This window comes from Micromonospora sp. NBC_00617, assembly GCF_045161355.1.
Classification (GTDB): domain Bacteria; phylum Actinomycetota; class Actinomycetes; order Mycobacteriales; family Micromonosporaceae; genus Micromonospora.
The window spans coordinates 4,054,489-4,071,110 of record NZ_CP107751.1; the positions used below are offsets into that span (position 1 = coordinate 4,054,489).

The following is a 16,622-nucleotide window of genomic DNA, read 5'->3' on the forward strand; positions in this document are numbered from 1 at the left end:
AGCCCCCGCAACCGTGGTGGAGCTGAACCCCCGCACGGGTCCGGGTCCCAGGGCCCGTGCGTCGGGCCCGGCTCGCCTGAATACTGGGCGAGACAACGTCCGACGGGGAGATGACAATGCGCAACCAGATCGCTGAACGGGGCCGCCGTGGTCTGGTTGCCGCCGGACGAGGGCTGGTCCTGTTCGGACTGTCGCTGCAGGCGGTCCTACTCACGGTGCTGTTGACCGTTGCCGTCGGCACCGTCCTCTTTCCCGGCGTCTTCCTGGTCCCGGCGACGGTCATGGCCATCCGGAAGCTGGCCGACCACTCGCGACGTCTCGCCGACACCTGGAGCGGGGTGGAGATCCCCGTACCGTACCGGCCGCGACCGCCGATCGCCGCCGGTGCGAAGGGGTGGTGGCAGCGCTGGGCCTGGCTCCTCACCGACCCGGCGACCTGGCGGGACCTGCTGTGGCTGCTGCTCGCCCCGATCGTCGGCGCCTCCGTCGCGGTCCTGCCGGCGGCGGTCCTCGCGTTCGGGCTGTTCGGCCTCGCCCAGCCGATCGTGTGGCGGCCCATCGTCGATGCGGGCGGCAACAACTGGTACGCCATGATCCACGTCACCGGCCCGGTCACCGCATGGTCGGCGGCGGCGCTGGGCGCGGCCATCGTGCTGCTCGGCCTGGCCATCGGCCCCCGGTCACTGCTGACCCACGCCCGCTTCACGCGCTGGCTGCTGGCACCCACCGCCCTGGCCCTGCGAGTGCGGCGCCTGACCGAAACCCGCACGGATGCGCTGGAAAGCCAGGCTGCGGAGCTACGCCGGATCGAACGCGACCTGCACGACGGCGCCCAGGCCCGGCTGGTGGCCATGGGCATGACCCTCAGCGCGGCCGAACAACTGCTGGATCACGACCTGCAGACCGCGCGGGCGCTTGTGGGCGAAGCCCGGACGGCATCAACAAAGGCGCTGAACGAGCTGCGCGACCTGGTCCGGGGCATCCACCCGCCCGTGCTGGCCGATCGTGGGCTGCCCGACGCGGTGCGGGCAGTGGCACTCGACAGCAGCCAGAAGGTGGCTGTCTCAGCCGAGCTGCCCGGCCGGCTGGCGCCCGCGGTGGAATCCGCCGCGTACTTCGCGATCTCCGAGGTCCTGGCCAACGCAGCCAAGCACTCCGGCGCGGAGCGCGTGTCGATCGACATCCGGCACCGCGACGGCATGCTCCGGGTGACCGTCGCCGACAACGGGCGCGGTGGCGCGGAGATTGGGCGCGGCACCGGGCTGCGCGGAATCCAGCGGCGGCTCGCCGCCTTCGATGGCACCCTCACCCTGAACAGCCCACCAGGTGGACCCACGACAGTGACCATGGAGCTGCCATGCGAGTTGTCCTCGCCGAAGACCACGCTCTCCTGCGCGACGGACTGACCCGGCTGCTGCAGGCACACGGCATCACCGTCGTCGCGGCCGTCGACAACGGTCCGGCGCTGCTTGAGGCGCTGTCCGAGCAGCGACCGGAGGTGGCCGTGGTCGACGTGCGGCTGCCCCCGTCGTTCACCGACGAAGGACTACAGGCAGCCCTGACGGCACGCCGTCGAATACCCGGCCAGCCGATTCTGGTGCTGTCCCAGCACGTCGAGCAGCTCTATGCCCGCGAGCTGCTGACCGACGACGCCGGTGGCATCGGCTACCTGCTCAAGGACCGGGTCACCAGCACGGACGAGTTCCTCGACGTGCTGCGCCGGGTCGCCGCCGGCGGCACGGCGATGGACCCGACAGTCATCTCCCGGCTGCTGGCCCGCACCGCGAAGGACGAGCCGCTGGCCCGGCTGACCCGGCGGGAGCACGAGGTGCTCGCCCTGATGGCCGAAGGCCGCTCCAACGCCGCCATCGCGCAACGGTTGGTCATCGGCGACGGCGCCGTCGGCAAGCACATCGCCAACATCTTCAGCAAGCTCGACCTGCCGCCCTCCGACGGCGACAACCGCCGGGTACGCGCCGTGCTCGCCTACCTCAACGGGTAGGGGCCAGGGTCGCCGGTGAGCCGGCGTCGAACGGCGGCTTCGGGGCGTACTCGTGGCCGGTCACCGTCCGTGCGCAACGGTGACCGACCACGATCCGGCCGGCGCCGTCAGGAGACGGTGCAGGGGGTGCCGTTGAGGGTGAAGGACGTGGGCTTCGGGTTGGCGCCGGTGTGGGTGCCGTTGAAGCCGAAGCCAATCGACGCCCCCGGCGCCAGCGTCCCGTTGTACGACAGGTTCGTCGGCGAACAGCGCGGCCATCCGGGCGTACGCGAAGGTGGGTTTCCGGCCGGTGGGCATCATGCGCCGCTACGAGCGCGGGGCGGACGGGCGCTGGCACGACGCGCTGCTGATGGACCTGCTCGCGGAGGAGCTGGCCGGCTGATTCAGCCCGCCCAGAGCAGATGCCCGTCGGGCAGGCGGCGGGCGCCCTCGGCCGGCCGGTGCGGGCTGAGCCGGCCGTCCGGCATGAGGTGCGACACCGGCACCCCGCGGCCGAGCACTGCGACGTCGGCGATCAGCCGCCGGTGGCAGCGCCACCAGACGCTCTCACTGCACATCACCGCTGTGGTTCGCGGTGCGACGTCCGCCAGCACCTCGTCCAGGGCCGTGTCGAAGTCGGGCGTGCGCGTGTACGCGGCGTACGCCCGGAAGGCCGCGACAGTCCACCAGGTGTCCGGTTCCGGCTCGCCGGCGCGGACGTGCCGGCGGCCGCCGAGGCGCGGCTCCCAGCGGTAGCCGATGCCCCGTTCGGGCAGCCAGCGTTCCATGGCCTCCCGGCGGACGTCCGGGTTGGTCCGGCTGGCCGGGTAGCGGCGCACGTCCACCACCAGGGCGATCTCCGCGCTGGCCAGCAGTGCCCCGAACTGGTCCCGGCCGGCGGCCCCGTGCCCGACGGTCACCAACGCGCGCTCCATCGACCCAGTTTGCCCCGGGTCGCCGCCGCCCGCCCGCCGGCCCGGCACGGTCCACCGAAAAGCGCGCCCGGCACCACACGGTGCCGGGCGCGCTTCGGTTCTGCGCGGTGGGCCTAGCGCTGGAGGGTCAGGACACCCGGCCGCCACGGCAGCCGGTTGTAGTCGCCGCCCGCACCGGGGTCCTTGCCCTGGTACAGCAACTGCAGGTTGCAGGCGTCGACGGTCTTGGTCTGGTCGGGGTTGGTGCGGACCAGGTCACCGTGGCTGATGTCGTTGGTCCACGTGGCGCCGCTGTTGGCCTTGCCCGCGAACGGGTTGCTCTCGCTGGCGGCCTGCGGAGTCCACGAGCCGCCCAGGCTGGTGGACGTGAACGACCGGAAGTAGCGTCCCTGGCTTCCGATCGCCTCGACGATCATGAGGTACTGGTTCTGGCCCTGCACCTTGTAGACCTCGACGCCCTCGAACAGGTTGTTGGTCGAGTCGGTCATGACCGTCGTGTAGGTCGAGCCGAAGCTGCCCGGGAAGTTCCCCAGCGGCATGCTCGACCGGTAGATCTTGCCGTTGTCCCCGGCGAAGAAGAGGTACATGTTCTGGTCGTCGCCGATGAGGGTCTGGTCGATCACCCCGTACGGAGCGTCCGAGAGGGTGGCGGTGGACAGCGTCTGCGCCGAGGACCAGCCGTTGGCGTTGGTCGGGTCGCTCGACGTCTTGTAGCTGAACGAGGTCGGTCCCCACTGGTACGCCAGCACCCAGATGTTCTTCGGCGCGAAGTACAGCAGCGTGGGCGCCACGGTGCCCTGGCTCATCCCGTTCTGGCTGGCCGAGGCCATGTCGGACCAGTTGGTGAACGTGCCGAAGTTCATCGAGCTGTACTGGCCGCTGCTGTTGACGTACGACCCGTAGACCAGGTGCTGGCCGTTGTAGACCACGTTGGTGAAGTCCTTGAGCGAGAGCCAGCCGTTCTTCGGGCTCGTCAGCGCGCCGGTCGACGACCACCGGTAGGTCGACGGGAGCGCGCAGCCGCCCGGCGGCGGCGTGGTCGGCGGCGGCGACGGCGACGTCGGCGGCGTCGGCAGGGTGGTGCCGCCACCGAAGTCGGTCCGCCACTGCTGGTTGGTCTGCCCGTGGCAGTCGTACAGCTGGACCTGCTGACCGTTGCCGGTGCCCCAGACGTCCAGGCACCGGCCGGACTGCACACCGGTGATGGTGCCGTTGGAGTTGACGTTCCACTGCTGGTTCGACTGGCCGTTGCAGTCCCAGATGATGATTCCGGTGCCGTTCGCGGAGCCCGCGCCGTTCGCGTCGAGGCACTTGCTGCCGTAGACCCTCAGCTGCTTGCCGCTGGTGTACGTCCACTGCTGGTTCGACTGACTGTTGCAGTCATAGAGCTGGACGCGGGTGCCGTTGGTCTGCGTGGCGTTGGGCACGTCGATGCACCGGCCCGACTGCACGCCGACGATCCGGCCGGCGCCGCCGCTCGGCGGCGGGCTCGTGGTCGGGCTCACCGTCGGGCTCACCGTCGGGCTCACCGTCGGGCTCGCGGTCGGGCTCGACGTCGGGGGGGCCGCGTTGAGCGCGTTGAGGACCGAGTTGTACGCGGCCTTCTTGTTGCCGCCGCCGTCGAAGAGCAGCGGGCTCTCGTTCGAGCGCCACGAGTCGCTGTCGCGTACGCCCCAGACGGTGATGCCGATGCAGCGCGGCACGTTCAGGCACGCCTGGGTCAGCCCGGCGTACTGGGTGGTGGAGGAGTTGGTGACGTCGACCTCGGTCAGCGCCACGTCCACGCCGAGCGCGGCGAAGCTGGACAGCGTGGTCTGGAAGTTGCTCGGCAGCGAGCTGCCGCCGGTGAAGTGGGTCTGCAACCCGACGCAGTCGATCGGCACGCCACGGGACTTGAAGTCCTGGATCATGCGGTAGACGCCCTGCGTCTTGCCGTACGACCAGTTCTCGATGTTGTAGTCGTTGTAGCAGAGCTTGACCGACGGGTCGGCCGCCCGCGCGGTCCGGAACGCCACCTCGATCCAGTCGTTGCCGGTGCCCTGGAGGTTGGAGTTACGCCGGCTGCCGTCCTCGTTGAACGCCTCGTTCACCACGTCCCACGCGGCGAGCTTGCCCCGGTAGTGGCCCATCACGCCGTTGATGTGGTCGATCATCGCCTGACGCAGGCTGCTGCCGCTCAGGCTCTGCATCCACCCCGGCTGTTGCCCGTGCCAGGCGAGGGTGTGCCCACGGACCTTCAGGCCGCGCTGGGTCGCCCAGTTGTAGATCTGGTCACCGGAGTTGAAGTTGAACTGGCCCCGCTGGGGCTCCGTCGCGTCCGGCTTCATCTCGTTCTCGGCCGTGATCATGTTGAACTCACGCGCCGCGATGGTGCTGTACGTCGAGTCGCCCAGCCGGCCCGCCGCGATGGCGGTGCCGAAGTACCGGCCCGACTGCGCGGCGGCCGCGCCGAGCGTGCTCGCGGCGGCGTTCGCCGAGGGCATCATCACCGCGACGGCGGCCACCGTCACGACGCTGAACGCGCCGGCGAGCAGCGCTCGGACGGCGGGTGATCGCCGTCGCCGAGTGCCGCTGCGATGATCGGATGGGCTCATTGCCATCTCGGCCTCCTTAGTGGCCTACACCCGGGCCGCCGAGGCGGAACGACCGGACGTCTTGGTTGGGACATCTAACTCAGTCGATGCTAACCACGCGTCGGTCCGGGCAATGGAGTTTACGGAAAAGTTTCGGGAATGTTGTGGCCCTGCGCGGGTGGCGTGACCGGTCGCCCGGGCGCGGTACCGGCCACGCCACGCCGCGTCGATGAGTCAGGAGACGGTGCAGGCCGCGCCGTTCAGGGTGAAGGCGGCCGGCCTGGTGGTGCTGCCGGTGTGGGTGCCGTTGAAGCCGAAGCTCGTCGACGCACCCGGCGCCAGTGTCCCGTTGTAGGACAGGTTCGACGCGGTCACCGCGGTGCCGGTCTGGGTCACGTTCGCCGACCAGGCCTGCCCGACCTTCTGCCCGCTGCTCGGGAAGGTGAACGCGAGCGTCCAGCCGTTGATCGCCGTGGCGCCGGTGTTGGCGATCGTGATGTTCGCGGTGAATCCGGTGTCCCAGTTGTTCGCCGTCCAGGTCAGCGCGCAGCCGCCGCCGGCAGGCGGGGCCGTGGTGGTGACCGTGACGCCGGGCGACGCGGGCGAAACGTTTCCGGCCGCGTCCACCGCCACCACCGTGAACGTGTACGTGGTGGAGGCGGTCAGCCCGGTCACCGCCAGCGTGGTGCCGGTGGCCGAACCGACCAGAACGTTCCCGCCCCGGTAGACGCGGTAGCCGGTGACGCCCACCGCGTCGGTGGACGGGCCCCAGGTCAGGGTCAGGCCGGTCGGGCCGACCGCGGAGGCGGTGGGCGTACCGGGTGCGGTCGGCGCTGTGGTGTCCGGCGCGGGGCCGGCCGGCGTGGTGACGGTGACCGCCGCCGACGCCGCCGAACGGTTGCCGGCGCCGTCGAGCGCCCGCACGGTGAACTGGTACGTCCGCTCGGGCGCCAGCCCGGTCACGGCCAGGGTGGCCCTCGTCGAGGCGGTGACGACCGGGTCGGCGCCGGCCGAGGTACGGGTCACCTCGTAGCCGGCCAACCCGCTGCCGCCGGTGTCGGTGGACGCGGCCCAGGTCAGCGTGAGCCCGCTGGACGTGACGGCGGACGCGACGGGCGTGCCGGGCACTGTGGGCGCGGTGGTGTCCGGGGTGGCCGGTCCGGGCTCCTCGCCCCAGACCCGTACCCCGCCGGAGTAGAGCGGCACCTTGCGGTTGGGCCCGGCGGTCGCCTGGTACGACGGGTCGTTGGTCGGGTCCCAGGTCCCGCCCTCCGGCACGCCGATCTTGAACTGGACCTCCATCCGGTGCTGGGACTGCCCGGCCGGGGCGATGGTGTAGCCGGTGCAGTCCACCTCGACGTACCAGATGTCGCCGCTGAACTGCTTGGCCGTGGCCGGCGACGGGCAGCCCTGGGTGTAGCCGGGGGTGACCTGCACCGCGCCGGCGCCGTCGGGCCGGAAGTAGTACCGGAACTTGCCGGTGGTCAGGGCCCGGGCCGGGAACGCCGACTTGTTGTAGATGATCGCCTTGAGCCCGGTGGCCCGGGGTTCGGCCTGCATCACCGTGGTCTCCACGGTCAGCTCGTCCATGTCGGGCGTCTCGGCGACCGGGAAGTTGGCCAGCGGGCTGCCGCCGTACTCGGAGGTCAGCCGGACCAGCGCCGAGGTGAAGCCGGCGTTGTAGTCGGTGGCGACCTCGTTCATCACGTAGTCGGACCGGCTGTCGGTGTACGCGTCGTTGGCCGAGGACGGGCCGCCGACCAGCGCGCCGTAGAGGGTGTGCCGGGTCTCGACGGGCACCGTCTGGCTGTCCCACCAGGACCCGTGCGCGGTGCGGTGGTGCGGGTTCTTCGGTGCGTTGGCGCCGAACCCGATCACGTAGCTGGAGTTGCGCGGGTTGTCGCCGAGCGCGTAGTTGATCTGCCGAACGGCGAAGTCGTGGTAGCGCGCCTTGCGGGTCGTGTCGGTGGTCTTGTCGCTGTAGACCAGCGCGGCGAAGGAGGTGTTGGCCGCGTAGCGCAGCGCACCCCAGGAGTCGAGCACCGCCATCCCACCGGGGGAGTACGGCACCCGCTGCCCGTTCACCCCGACGGTCCAGTAGTCCAGCCAGCGGTTCGCGTCGTCGACGTACTTCTGCTTGCCGGTCAGGTTGGCCAACAGCACGTACGCGCCGAACTGCTTGTTGTCCCAGGCGATCGTCCACTTGTAGGAGCGGGTGGTGGACTGCGGCTCGGTGCCGAGCTTGTCGTACTCACTCTCGGCCTTGGTCAGGTAGCTGGCGTCGCCGGTGGCCCGGTAGAGCCAGATGGCGCCCCACACCAGCTCGTCCTGCCAGCCGCTCCACGACTTGTAGAAGCTCGTCGCGTCGGTGATGCACTCGTGGTAGGACTTCCGCACCGTGTCGGCGAAGGTGTAGAGCTGCCGGGCGTGGGTGAGCAGCTTGTCCGCGTAGGTCGCGTCGGTGGGCCGGAACACCATCGAGGAGGCGGCCATCGCGGCCGCCGTCTCGCCAGCGAGGTCCGCGCCGCCACAGCTCGCATCGATTTTGTACGCGGGCCGCGCCATCGGCAGCACCTCGGCCGGGCCCCACCACTTGTGGTCGTCGTCGCCCTTGCCGACCTGTCCGTAGAGGACGTTGGCCGACGGGTGCGCCTTGATGAAGTAGTCGTTGACGAAGCGCAGGTTGTTGAGCAGGTGCGGCAGTTGGCCGGAGGCCGTGTAGCCGCTGCGGTACTCCACCGCGCCCCACGCCAGCATGGTGGCGCTGAACGCCATCGGGAAGCCGAACTTGACGTGGTCGCCGGCGTCGTACCAGCCGCCGGTGAGGTCCAGTCCCGCGGCGGCCCCGTCGGTGAGCGCGGAGTCGCCACGCCAGGAGACCCGGTTCCAGTCCGGCAGCTTACCCGACTGCTGCGCTTCGTAGAAGAGCAGCGACTTCTGCAACGCCTCGGCGTAGTTGAAGGCCGGCGCGGCGGACGCGGGCCCGGCCGGCGGCGCGGTGACCGCGAGGGACAGCCCGGTGAGCAGGGCGACGCCGGCGGCCAGCAACCGCCGGGGCCAGGGCTGGTCGGCGACCGGCGACCGGCCGGGGTGGCCGGTGGACGGCCGGGTCAGGTGGCGCATGAAGGGCTCCTGTCGGAGGCGCCGCCGGCGGTCGCACCGACGCGGGACGGCGTGGGGGCGGCACGGCCACCGGCGACAGCGGGGTGGCGGTGTGACCACGGGCAGTCGTGGAAGCGCTCCCATGGATAACCGACAATGTAATGTGCACGTCGTCGATTGGGAAGCCCGTGTCGCGCCGCCAGCGCCACCGCGCTCGTAGGCGTTACAGCGACACGCGCATGGCCGCGCGGAACGTCGTCCCGGCAACCACTTCCGCCTGAGACGTCGTCCCAGCTCAACCTGGTTGACCGATGCCGTCGGGAGGTCCCGTTCATGGGATCGTGGGCGGCCCCCTCGACCAATCTCGGAGGAATCCTCATGCCACTGCGTCGGCGCCTGATGCGCTCGGCCGTCTGGAGGGCCGCCGCCACGGCCGCTCTCGCCATCGCCTCACCGGCCTGGGCATCGAGCATCGCCCCCCTCCACCCCGCCCACGCCGGCGCCGAGGTGGACGGCGTCACCACGCTGCACAACAGCTACCCCGCCACCTGACCACGGTGCAAGGAAGGGCCCCTTGTTAACGCCTGATGTAGAGCAGGGGGCCCCTATTAACAGCGCGCCGTCGGCGTACCGTCGAACGATGGCGATGATCGAACAGCTCTCCCTGGGCGTGTCCGACTCCGAGCGAGCGGGAAGGTTCTGGGCCGCGGCGCTCGGTTACCGCCGCCGGGCGCCCCGATTCGACGGTGACGAGTGGATCGTGCTGGAGCCGCCGCCAGGGGCTCCGGGCATGGCCATCGCGATGGACCTCAGCAAGAGCCCGGTGCAGGAGTTTCCCCGGCTCCACATGGACCTGGACGCCGGCGAGCGCAGCCTCGACGAGGAGCTCGACCGATTGCTCGCGCTCGGCGCCCAGCGGGTGGACTGGCGGCGCTACCCCACGGACCCCCACCCCACCGAACCGCCGTACGTGGTCCTCGCCGACCCGGAGGGCAACCGGTTCTGCCTGTCCGGCCGCCGCCAACCCTCCACGCGTTGACGCATCAGTGAGCCGCGCCCGCTGTTAAAAGGGGGCCCTTCCTATGCAACAGGCGTTAACAGGGTGCCCTTCCTTTGCTCGGTGGGCTGCACCTGCACGGTGAGGATGTTGACCCCACGCAGCACGAGGCTCGCCGTGAGAACCGACAGGTAACCCGGCCGGTCGTCCACGGTGGCCCGGATCCGCCACAACGTCATGGTTGGCTCCCTTCCCCACGTCGGAGCCTCGCCCCCGGCTGTTGCCGCCCGGTTGCTCGGCCGTGTCGGCCCGGGAATTCCCGGGGCCGCTCAGGGGCCGGCGACGACCGGTGGTGCGCCGACCAGGTCCAGTCGGTCGCCGAGAATCACCGCGCTGGCCCGGACGAGCTGGGTGAGCCGGTCGACCTCCGTGCTGTGGAAACCAGCCGCGCAGAGGGTGTCGCTGTGCTCGCGGGCCACCACCAGCACCAGGCCGGCCCGGCCGAACGGGGCGATCGCGTGGTGGGTGCCGTCGGGCGTGGTCATCGAGCGGCCGCGCAGCGGGGTCACCTCGGGCAACCGCAGGGGTACGGGGGCACGCCAGCTCGCGTGGCCCACGGTGGCGCCACCGCCTCCGGTGCGCGATGCCCAGTCCACCGGGACCACCGCGGCGACCGCCCAGTCGGCGGCCAGCAGCCCCGGCACCGCGTCGACCAGGGTCGCCAGCCCGTCGGCCGGGTTGGCCGCGACCTGCGCCAGCAGCTCCGCGTCCTGGCCGGTGGTGGTGGGCGCGCCGATCGCCCGCCACACGCCGTCCACCCGTACACCCGGAATCGCCGCGAGGCCGGCCAGCAGACGCTCGACCCGAGCCGCGCCCGGCCACACCACCGTGAAGTCGTCCACCGCGCGCCCGCCGAGACGTTCGAGGACCACCACCTGGACGATGTCCGCGCCGGAGACACCCAACGTGCGGGCGACCTGGCCGAGGGTGCCCGGACGGTCCGGCAGGGTGACCCGAACTCGCAGCAACATGTCTGTCCCTCCGCTTGGCGGGCCGGCGGCGGCCGGCAGGCTGCTCACAGCCTGCATGTTGACCATTTCGTCCCTGTTGCCGAGGCATGTCCCGAGGGGAAATTTGCGACCGGCGCCGGCTGGTTCCGACAGTTGGGGAAGCGGGCCGAGCCCCAGATGGGCGGCTCCAGAAGGGTGCTGCCGACGGGCAGACGCATTCTGACCTTGACAACGTGAACGGCCTGCCATCAACTAGTCGGATGAGTGATCCGGCCGCCGATGCGTCGCGGCCGAAAGCCGTCCCGGCCTCACCCGCGGGTCTGGCCCTGGACCGGCTCGCCGACCATCTGGCCCAGCACCGACCTGAGCTGGCCGCCGGGCCGCTGCGCGCTCACCTGATCGCGGGCGGCAAGTCCAACCTCACCTATCTGCTGCGCATCGGCGACCGCGAGGTCGTGCTGCGCCGGCCACCGCTCGGGCACGTGCTGGCGACCGCGCACGACATGGCCCGCGAGTTCCGGGTCATCTCGGCGCTGGCGCCGACCGCGGTGCCGGTGCCCGGCGCGCTGCTGCTCTGCACCGACCCCGACGTGATCGGCGCACCCTTCTACCTCATGGAGCGGATGCCCGGCGAGGTGTTCCGCACCCGCGCGCAGACCGACCCGCTCGGCGACGACCGACGACGAGCCCTCGCCATGGCGATGATGGACACCCTCGCCGCGCTGCACACCGTCGAGCCCGCCGCCGTGGGGCTGAACGACTTCGGCCGCCCCGAGGGCTACCTGGCCCGGCAGGTCCGCCGCTGGGCCGGGCAGCTCGACCGCTCGCGCAGCCGCGACCTGCCCGGCATCGACGAGCTGCGTGACCTGCTGGCCGCGACCGCCCCGGAGGGCGCGAACGCCGGCCGGATCGTGCACGGCGACTACCGGCTGGACAACCTTCTCGCCTCGGCCGACCCGGTGGCCGTGCACGCCGTCCTGGACTGGGAGATGGCCACCCTCGGCGACCCCCTCGCCGACCTGGGGCTGCTCCTGACGTACTGGGATGTCCTCGGCGGCAGCGACACGGCCGAGGGCAACCCGGTCGCCGACGGGCTCGGGCCGCGCGCCGGCTTCCCCACCGGCGCCGAACTGATCGACCGGTACGCCGGGCGCAGCGACGTGGACGTCGGGCCGCTGCACTGGCACGTGGCGCTCGGCTGTTTCAAGCTCGCGGTGATCTGCGAGGGCATCCACTACCGCCACACGCTCGGGCAGACGCTCGGCGAGGGCTTCGACCGGATCGGCGAGATGGTGGCACCGCTGGTCGCGCATGGGCTGACCGCCGCCAGGGAGCGGTGATGGACTTCTCGTACGACGCCCGGACCGAGGAGCTGCGCGACGAGCTGACCCGGTTCCTCACCGAGCACGTCTACCCGGCCGAGGCGGTGCACGCCGAGCAGGTCGCCGCCGGTGACCCGTGGTCGCGTACCCCGGTGCTGGCGGAGCTCAAGGCCGAGGCCCGCAAGCGCGGCCTGTGGAACCTGTTCCTGCCCGACCCGCGCTACGGCGCCGGCCTGACCAACCTGCAGTACGCTCCGCTGGCCGAGCTGACCGGGCGCAGCCCACACCTGGCGCCGGAGGCGGTCAACTGCGCGGCCCCGGACACCGGCAACATGGAGCTGCTGGCCGAGTTCGGCTCGAAAGCGCAGCAGCAGCGCTGGCTGATGCCACTGCTGGAGGGCCAGATCCGCTCCGCGTTCTGCATGACCGAGCCGGACGTGGCGTCCTCCGACGCCACCAACATCGCCACCCGGATCGTCCGCGACGGCGACGAGTACGTCATCAACGGCCGCAAGTGGTGGTCGTCCGGCGCGATGGACCCGCGCTGCGAGATCTTCATCGTGATGGGCAAGACCGATCCCGACGCCGACCGGCACCGCCAGCAGAGCATGGTGCTGGTCCCCCGGGACACCCCCGGGGTGCACGTCCGCCGGGGCATGACCGTCTTCGGCTACACCGACGGCGCACACGGTGGGCACGCCGAGATCGACTTCGTTGACGTCCGGGTGCCGGCGGAGAACCTGATCGGCGCCGAGGGCACCGGCTTCGCCATCGCCCAGGCGCGACTGGGCCCGGGCCGGATCCACCACTGCATGCGATTGATCGGAATGGCTGAGCGGGCCCTGGAGCTGCTCTGCAAGCGGGCGCTCGGGCGGGTCGCGTTCGGTCGACCGCTCGCCGAGCAGGGCGTGGTCCGGGAGTGGATCGCCGAGTCGCGGGTGCGCATCGAGCAGGCCCGCCTGCTGGTGCTCAAGACGGCCTGGTTGATGGACACCGTCGGCAACAAGGGCGCCCACACCGAGATCCAGGCCATCAAGATCGGCACGCCGGCGATGGCGGAGTGGGTGATCGACAAGGCCATCCAGGGGTACGGCGGCGCCGGCGTCAGCCAGGACACGCCACTGGCCGCCCTCTGGGCGCAGACCCGCACCCTGCGCCTCGCCGACGGTCCCGACGAGGTTCACCGCAGTTCCCTCGCCAAACGCGAACTACGCCGCTGGGCCTGACCCCCCGCCGCTCAGGCGGAGGCTCGGTGGACCAGTTGGGTGTCCAGGAGGATGTGCGGGGCCGGAAGATCGTCACCGCGGATGCGGGCGACCAGCAGGCGGGCCATCTGTCGGCCCATCTCCTCCACCGGCTGGAAGACCGTGGTCAGCGGCGGGTCCGCCTGTTGGGCGATCGTCGCGTCGTCGAAGCCGATCACCGCGACGTCCTCGGGGACACGCCGGCCGGCCTCGCGCAGGGTACGCAGCGCGCCGAACGCCATCAGGTCGGACGCCACGAAGACGGCGTCCAGATCCGGGCAGGAGTCCAGCAGCCGGCGCATGGCGGCCGCGCCGCTGCCCTCGCTGAAGTCGCCGTACGCGATCAGGTCGGGGTTGACGCCGCCCCCGGTGGCCTTGACCGCCTCGGTGTAGCCGGCCAGGCGGGCCAGACCAGCGCCCATGTCCTGTGGCCCGGCGATGGTGCCGATGCGTCGACGCCCCTGCCCGGTCAGGTACTCCACCGCCTGCCGGGCTCCGCCAACGTTGTCCACGTCGACGAACCAGGCCGGCTGCGCGCCGGGTTGCAGCATCCGGGCGGGCCGACCGCCGAGCACCGCGGGCAGGCCGCGCTCCTCCAGCAGGGTCGGCAGCGGGTCGGAGTCGTGCAACGACAGCAGCAGTACGCCGTCGACGTGCTGGTTGGTCAGGTGGTGCTCGACCCGCTCCCGCTCGACCGGCGACTGAGCCATGGCCAGCCAGAGCTGCATCGGTGTTTCGAGCAGCGCGGAGCTGATGCCCCGCACGATCGAGGCGAAGAACGGCTCGGTGAAGACCCGCTCGCCGGACTCGGACACCACCAGGGCGACGGAGTCGGTGCGCTGGGTGACGAGCGCACGGGCCGCGCGGTTCGGCACGTACCCCAGCTCGGCGATGGCCTGCTGGACCGCGGCCCGGGCCTCCGGGCTGACCTGGGGCGAGCCGTTGACCACGCGGGAGACCGTGCCTCGACCCACGCCGGCGCGCGCCGCGACCGCGTCGAGGGTCGGACGCCCGAGCGACCGGGTGCGCTGCGTTGTCATCGTCTGCTCCTCCGACGGCGGGCGGGCCTGGCGCCACCCGAGGAAGGTGGACACCAGGACCGCCCTGATGGCTGGCCCGAGCCTATTGTGCGGCCAGACCGTTGCGTCGGGTCACCGAGGCGTACCACCTGGCGCTGGACTTGGGGATGCGAAGCTGGCTGTCGTAGTCGACGTGGATCATGCCGAAGCGCTTCGTGTAACCCCAGGCCCACTCGAAATTATCCATCAGTGACCAGGCAAAGTATCCCCGCAGGGGGACGCCCGCGTTGATCGCCTCGTGGCAGGCGCGCAGATGGGCGTCGAAGTAGGCCAGCCGATCGGGGTCGTCGACCTCCCCGTCGACGACCGTGTCGACGAACGCGGAGCCGTTCTCGGTGACGTACAGGGGCAGGTTGGTGTACTCGTCGTGCACCCGCCGCAGCGTCTCGACCAGGCCCGGGGCGTCGATCTCCCAGTCCATGTCGGTGACCGGGACGCCCCGGGTGACGAAGCGGACGTCCTCGCTGCCCGGCCAGCAGGACGGTTCCCGCCAGTACGGCTCGGGCTCGGCGCCCTCGACCGGCGCGGCGACCACGTGCCGGCTGTAGTAGTTGATCCCGACCAGGTCCAGTGGCGTGGCGATGGTCGCCAGGTCGCCGTCGCGGACGTGGTCGAAGTCGGTCACCGTGCGCAGGTCGGCCACCAGGTCCGCCGGGTACGACCCGCGCAGCAGCGGGTCGAGGAAGAAGCGGTTGGCCAGCCCGTCGATCCGCCGGGCCGCGTCGATGTCGGCGGGGGCGTCGCTGGCCGGGTCGACCGGGTACAGGTTGACGGTCACGCCCACCTCGGCGGTGGGTCGGGCGGCCCGCAGCGCCTGCACGGCCAGGCCGTGCCCGAGCATCAGGTGGTGTCCGGCGCGGACCGCGTCCGCGCCGTTCGACCGGCCCGGGGCGTGCACTCCGGAGCCGTACCCGAGGAACGCCGAGCACCAGGGCTCGTTCAGCGTCGTCCAGTAGCGCACCCGGTCGCCGAGCGCGTCGGCGACGAGCGTGGTGTAGTCGGCGAAGCGCGCCGCGGTGTCCCGCGACGGCCAGCCGCCGGCGTCCTCCAACTCCTGCGGCAGGTCCCAGTGGTAGAGGGTCAGCCACGGCTCGATGTCGTGGGCCAGCAGATCGTCGACCAGCCGACGGTAGAAGTCCAGGCCCTGCGGGTTGGCCGCGCCCGAGCCGCCGGGCTGCACCCGGGGCCAGGAGACCGAGAAACGGTACGACTTCAGGCCCAGCTCGGCCATCAAGGCGACGTCGTCACGGACCCGGTGGTAGTGGTCGCAGGCCACGTCACCGGTGTGTCCGTTGACCACCAGGCCCTCGGTGTGGCTGAAGGTGTCCCAGATCGACGGGGTGCGGCCGCCCTCGGCCGCCGCCCCCTCGATCTGGTAGGCCGCGGTCGCGGCGCCCCACAGGAAGCCGGGTGGGAAGGTCAGCCCGGGGCGCTCGTCGAGGACGTCGACGGCGGGTGGGCTGGCGGGGTTGCTCACGACTTGACGGCACCTTCCATGATCCCGCCAATGATCTGGCGGCCGAACAGAACGAACACGATAAACAACGGAAGGGTCGCGATGAGCGTACCCGCGAAGATCTGAGAATTGTCCGCGAAGTACGCGGTGTTCAGACTGCGCAATGAGATCTGCACGGTCGGGTTGGCCGGGTCGGCGAGCACCACGAATGGCCAGAAGAACTGGTTCCACTGCTCCATGAAGGTGAGCAGCCCGAGCACGGCCGCCGCGGGTCGCAGCGCCGGCACCACCACGTGCCAGTAGACACGCCAGGTGGAGCAGCCGTCGACCCGGGCCGCCTCGATCAGCTCGTTGGGCACCGCCTGCTCGGCGTACTGGCGCATCATGAAGATGCCGAACCCGCCGATCAGGAACGGCACGGTCACCGACGGCATGGTGTTCAGCCATTCCAGCTTCGCCATCAGGATGTACAGCGGCAGCACGCCGAGCTGGATGGGAATCATCATCGAGGCCAGGATGATCAGCAACAGCGCGTTCTTGCCGCGGAAGCGCAGTTTCGCGAACGCGAACCCGGCGAGCGAGCCGAAGAACACGGTAGCCACCGTGATCGTGCCCGACACCAGGAACGAGTTCAGCAGGCCCTTGACGATGTTCGCGTCGCCGTTGTCGAGCACCCGCTGGATGTTCTCGCCCAGCTTGCCGCCGGGCAGGAAGGGCGGCGGCCAGGAGTTCGCGGCGTCGCTGGTCCGCGAGGCGATGACGATCATCCAGTAGAACGGGAAGAGCGACAGGATCACGCCGAGGACGAGCCCGAACCAGGTCAGTGGGCTGGCCGTCCAGAGCTTCTCCGCCCGGTGGCGGATGCCGGTGCCCCCGGCCGGTGGCTCAACCGCCGGCGGTCGCAGAGTGGTACTGGTCATGGG

General features: G+C 71.0%; 13 protein-coding genes and 3 pseudogenes. 7 read left to right on the top strand and 9 right to left on the bottom strand.

The features are described from left to right. Window positions 1–116 precede the first annotated feature (116 nt). Window positions 117–1,406 carry a sensor histidine kinase gene (locus tag OG505_RS18535; protein WP_405426060.1) on the top strand — a complete coding sequence of 430 codons (1,290 nt, stop codon included), beginning with the start codon at window positions 117–119 and terminating at the stop codon, window positions 1,404–1,406. Continuing rightward, window positions 1,358–2,002 carry a response regulator gene (locus OG505_RS18540; RefSeq protein WP_405426062.1) on the top strand — a complete coding sequence of 215 codons (645 nt, stop codon included), beginning with the start codon at window positions 1,358–1,360 and terminating at the stop codon, window positions 2,000–2,002. The genes OG505_RS18535 and OG505_RS18540 overlap by 49 nt, the downstream gene beginning before the upstream one ends. Window positions 2,003–2,109: 107 nt before the next feature. On the opposite strand, the pseudogene OG505_RS18545 reads toward OG505_RS18540, so the two are convergent. Beyond that, window positions 2,110–2,241 (bottom strand): annotated as a pseudogene (locus tag OG505_RS18545) (cellulose binding domain-containing protein); the annotation flags it as partial. Here OG505_RS18545 and OG505_RS18550 point away from each other — a divergent pair. Next, window positions 2,238–2,384 (top strand): annotated as a pseudogene (locus OG505_RS18550) (GNAT family N-acetyltransferase); the annotation flags it as partial. The pseudogenes OG505_RS18545 and OG505_RS18550 overlap by 4 nt on opposite strands. 1 nt (window position 2,385) lies before the next feature. Here OG505_RS18550 and OG505_RS18555 read toward each other — a convergent pair. From OG505_RS18555 to OG505_RS18565, 3 genes are all read right to left on the bottom strand, one after another. Continuing rightward, window positions 2,386–2,916 carry a DUF488 family protein gene (locus OG505_RS18555; protein WP_405426063.1) on the bottom strand — a complete coding sequence of 177 codons (531 nt, stop codon included), beginning with the start codon at window positions 2,914–2,916 and terminating at the stop codon, window positions 2,386–2,388. 113 nt (window positions 2,917–3,029) lie between these two features. Beyond that, window positions 3,030–5,516: a non-reducing end alpha-L-arabinofuranosidase family hydrolase gene (locus OG505_RS18560; RefSeq protein WP_405426065.1), complete on the bottom strand. Its 2,487-nt coding sequence runs from the start codon at window positions 5,514–5,516 to the stop codon at window positions 3,030–3,032. A 207-nt stretch (window positions 5,517–5,723) separates the two neighbouring features. After that, window positions 5,724–8,612 carry a glycoside hydrolase family 9 protein gene (locus OG505_RS18565; protein WP_405426067.1) on the bottom strand — a complete coding sequence of 963 codons (2,889 nt, stop codon included), beginning with the start codon at window positions 8,610–8,612 and terminating at the stop codon, window positions 5,724–5,726. 357 nt (window positions 8,613–8,969) lie between these two features. Between OG505_RS18565 and OG505_RS18570 the strand changes: the two genes are divergently transcribed. Continuing rightward, window positions 8,970–9,143 carry a hypothetical protein gene (locus OG505_RS18570; RefSeq protein WP_405426069.1) on the top strand — a complete coding sequence of 58 codons (174 nt, stop codon included), beginning with the start codon at window positions 8,970–8,972 and terminating at the stop codon, window positions 9,141–9,143. Between the two features lie 88 nt (window positions 9,144–9,231). Further along, window positions 9,232–9,630 (top strand): VOC family protein, encoded by a 399-nt coding sequence (locus OG505_RS18575; protein WP_405426070.1) that lies wholly within the window; start codon window positions 9,232–9,234, stop codon window positions 9,628–9,630. 77 nt (window positions 9,631–9,707) lie between these two features. Here the strand turns inward: OG505_RS18575 and OG505_RS18580 are convergent. Next, a pseudogene (locus OG505_RS18580) lies at window positions 9,708–9,827 on the bottom strand (GNAT family N-acetyltransferase); the annotation flags it as partial. Window positions 9,828–9,917: 90 nt separating this feature from the next. Continuing rightward, complete coding sequence (locus OG505_RS18585; protein ID WP_405426072.1) at window positions 9,918–10,619, bottom strand: amino acid-binding protein; 702 nt, start codon at window positions 10,617–10,619, stop codon at window positions 9,918–9,920. Between the two features lie 239 nt (window positions 10,620–10,858). Between OG505_RS18585 and OG505_RS18590 the strand changes: the two genes are divergently transcribed. Further along, entirely contained in the window at window positions 10,859–11,938 is a 1,080-nt protein-coding gene (locus OG505_RS18590) for a phosphotransferase family protein (RefSeq protein WP_405426073.1), read from the top strand. Next, the gene (locus tag OG505_RS18595; protein WP_405426075.1) at window positions 11,938–13,146 is read left to right on the top strand and encodes an acyl-CoA dehydrogenase family protein; all 1,209 of its coding nucleotides are present in this window, start codon (window positions 11,938–11,940) and stop codon (window positions 13,144–13,146) included. The genes OG505_RS18590 and OG505_RS18595 overlap by 1 nt, the downstream gene beginning before the upstream one ends. An 11-nt stretch (window positions 13,147–13,157) precedes the next feature. Here OG505_RS18595 and OG505_RS18600 read toward each other — a convergent pair whose 3' ends face one another. The 3 genes from OG505_RS18600 to OG505_RS18610 all read right to left on the bottom strand — a co-directional run bounded on the left by OG505_RS18600 (window position 13,158) and on the right by OG505_RS18610 (window position 16,619). Beyond that, window positions 13,158–14,204, bottom strand: coding sequence for a LacI family DNA-binding transcriptional regulator (locus OG505_RS18600; RefSeq protein ID WP_234581573.1), 1,047 nt, complete (start codon window positions 14,202–14,204; stop codon window positions 13,158–13,160). An 82-nt stretch (window positions 14,205–14,286) separates the two neighbouring features. Further along, a complete protein-coding gene (locus OG505_RS18605) occupies window positions 14,287–15,720 on the bottom strand; it encodes a GH1 family beta-glucosidase (RefSeq protein ID WP_405426077.1) in 1,434 nt (477 codons plus the stop codon). Next, window positions 15,717–16,619 carry a carbohydrate ABC transporter permease gene (locus tag OG505_RS18610; RefSeq protein WP_405426078.1) on the bottom strand — a complete coding sequence of 301 codons (903 nt, stop codon included), beginning with the start codon at window positions 16,617–16,619 and terminating at the stop codon, window positions 15,717–15,719. The genes OG505_RS18605 and OG505_RS18610 overlap by 4 nt, the downstream gene beginning before the upstream one ends. Window positions 16,620–16,622 lie beyond the last annotated feature (3 nt).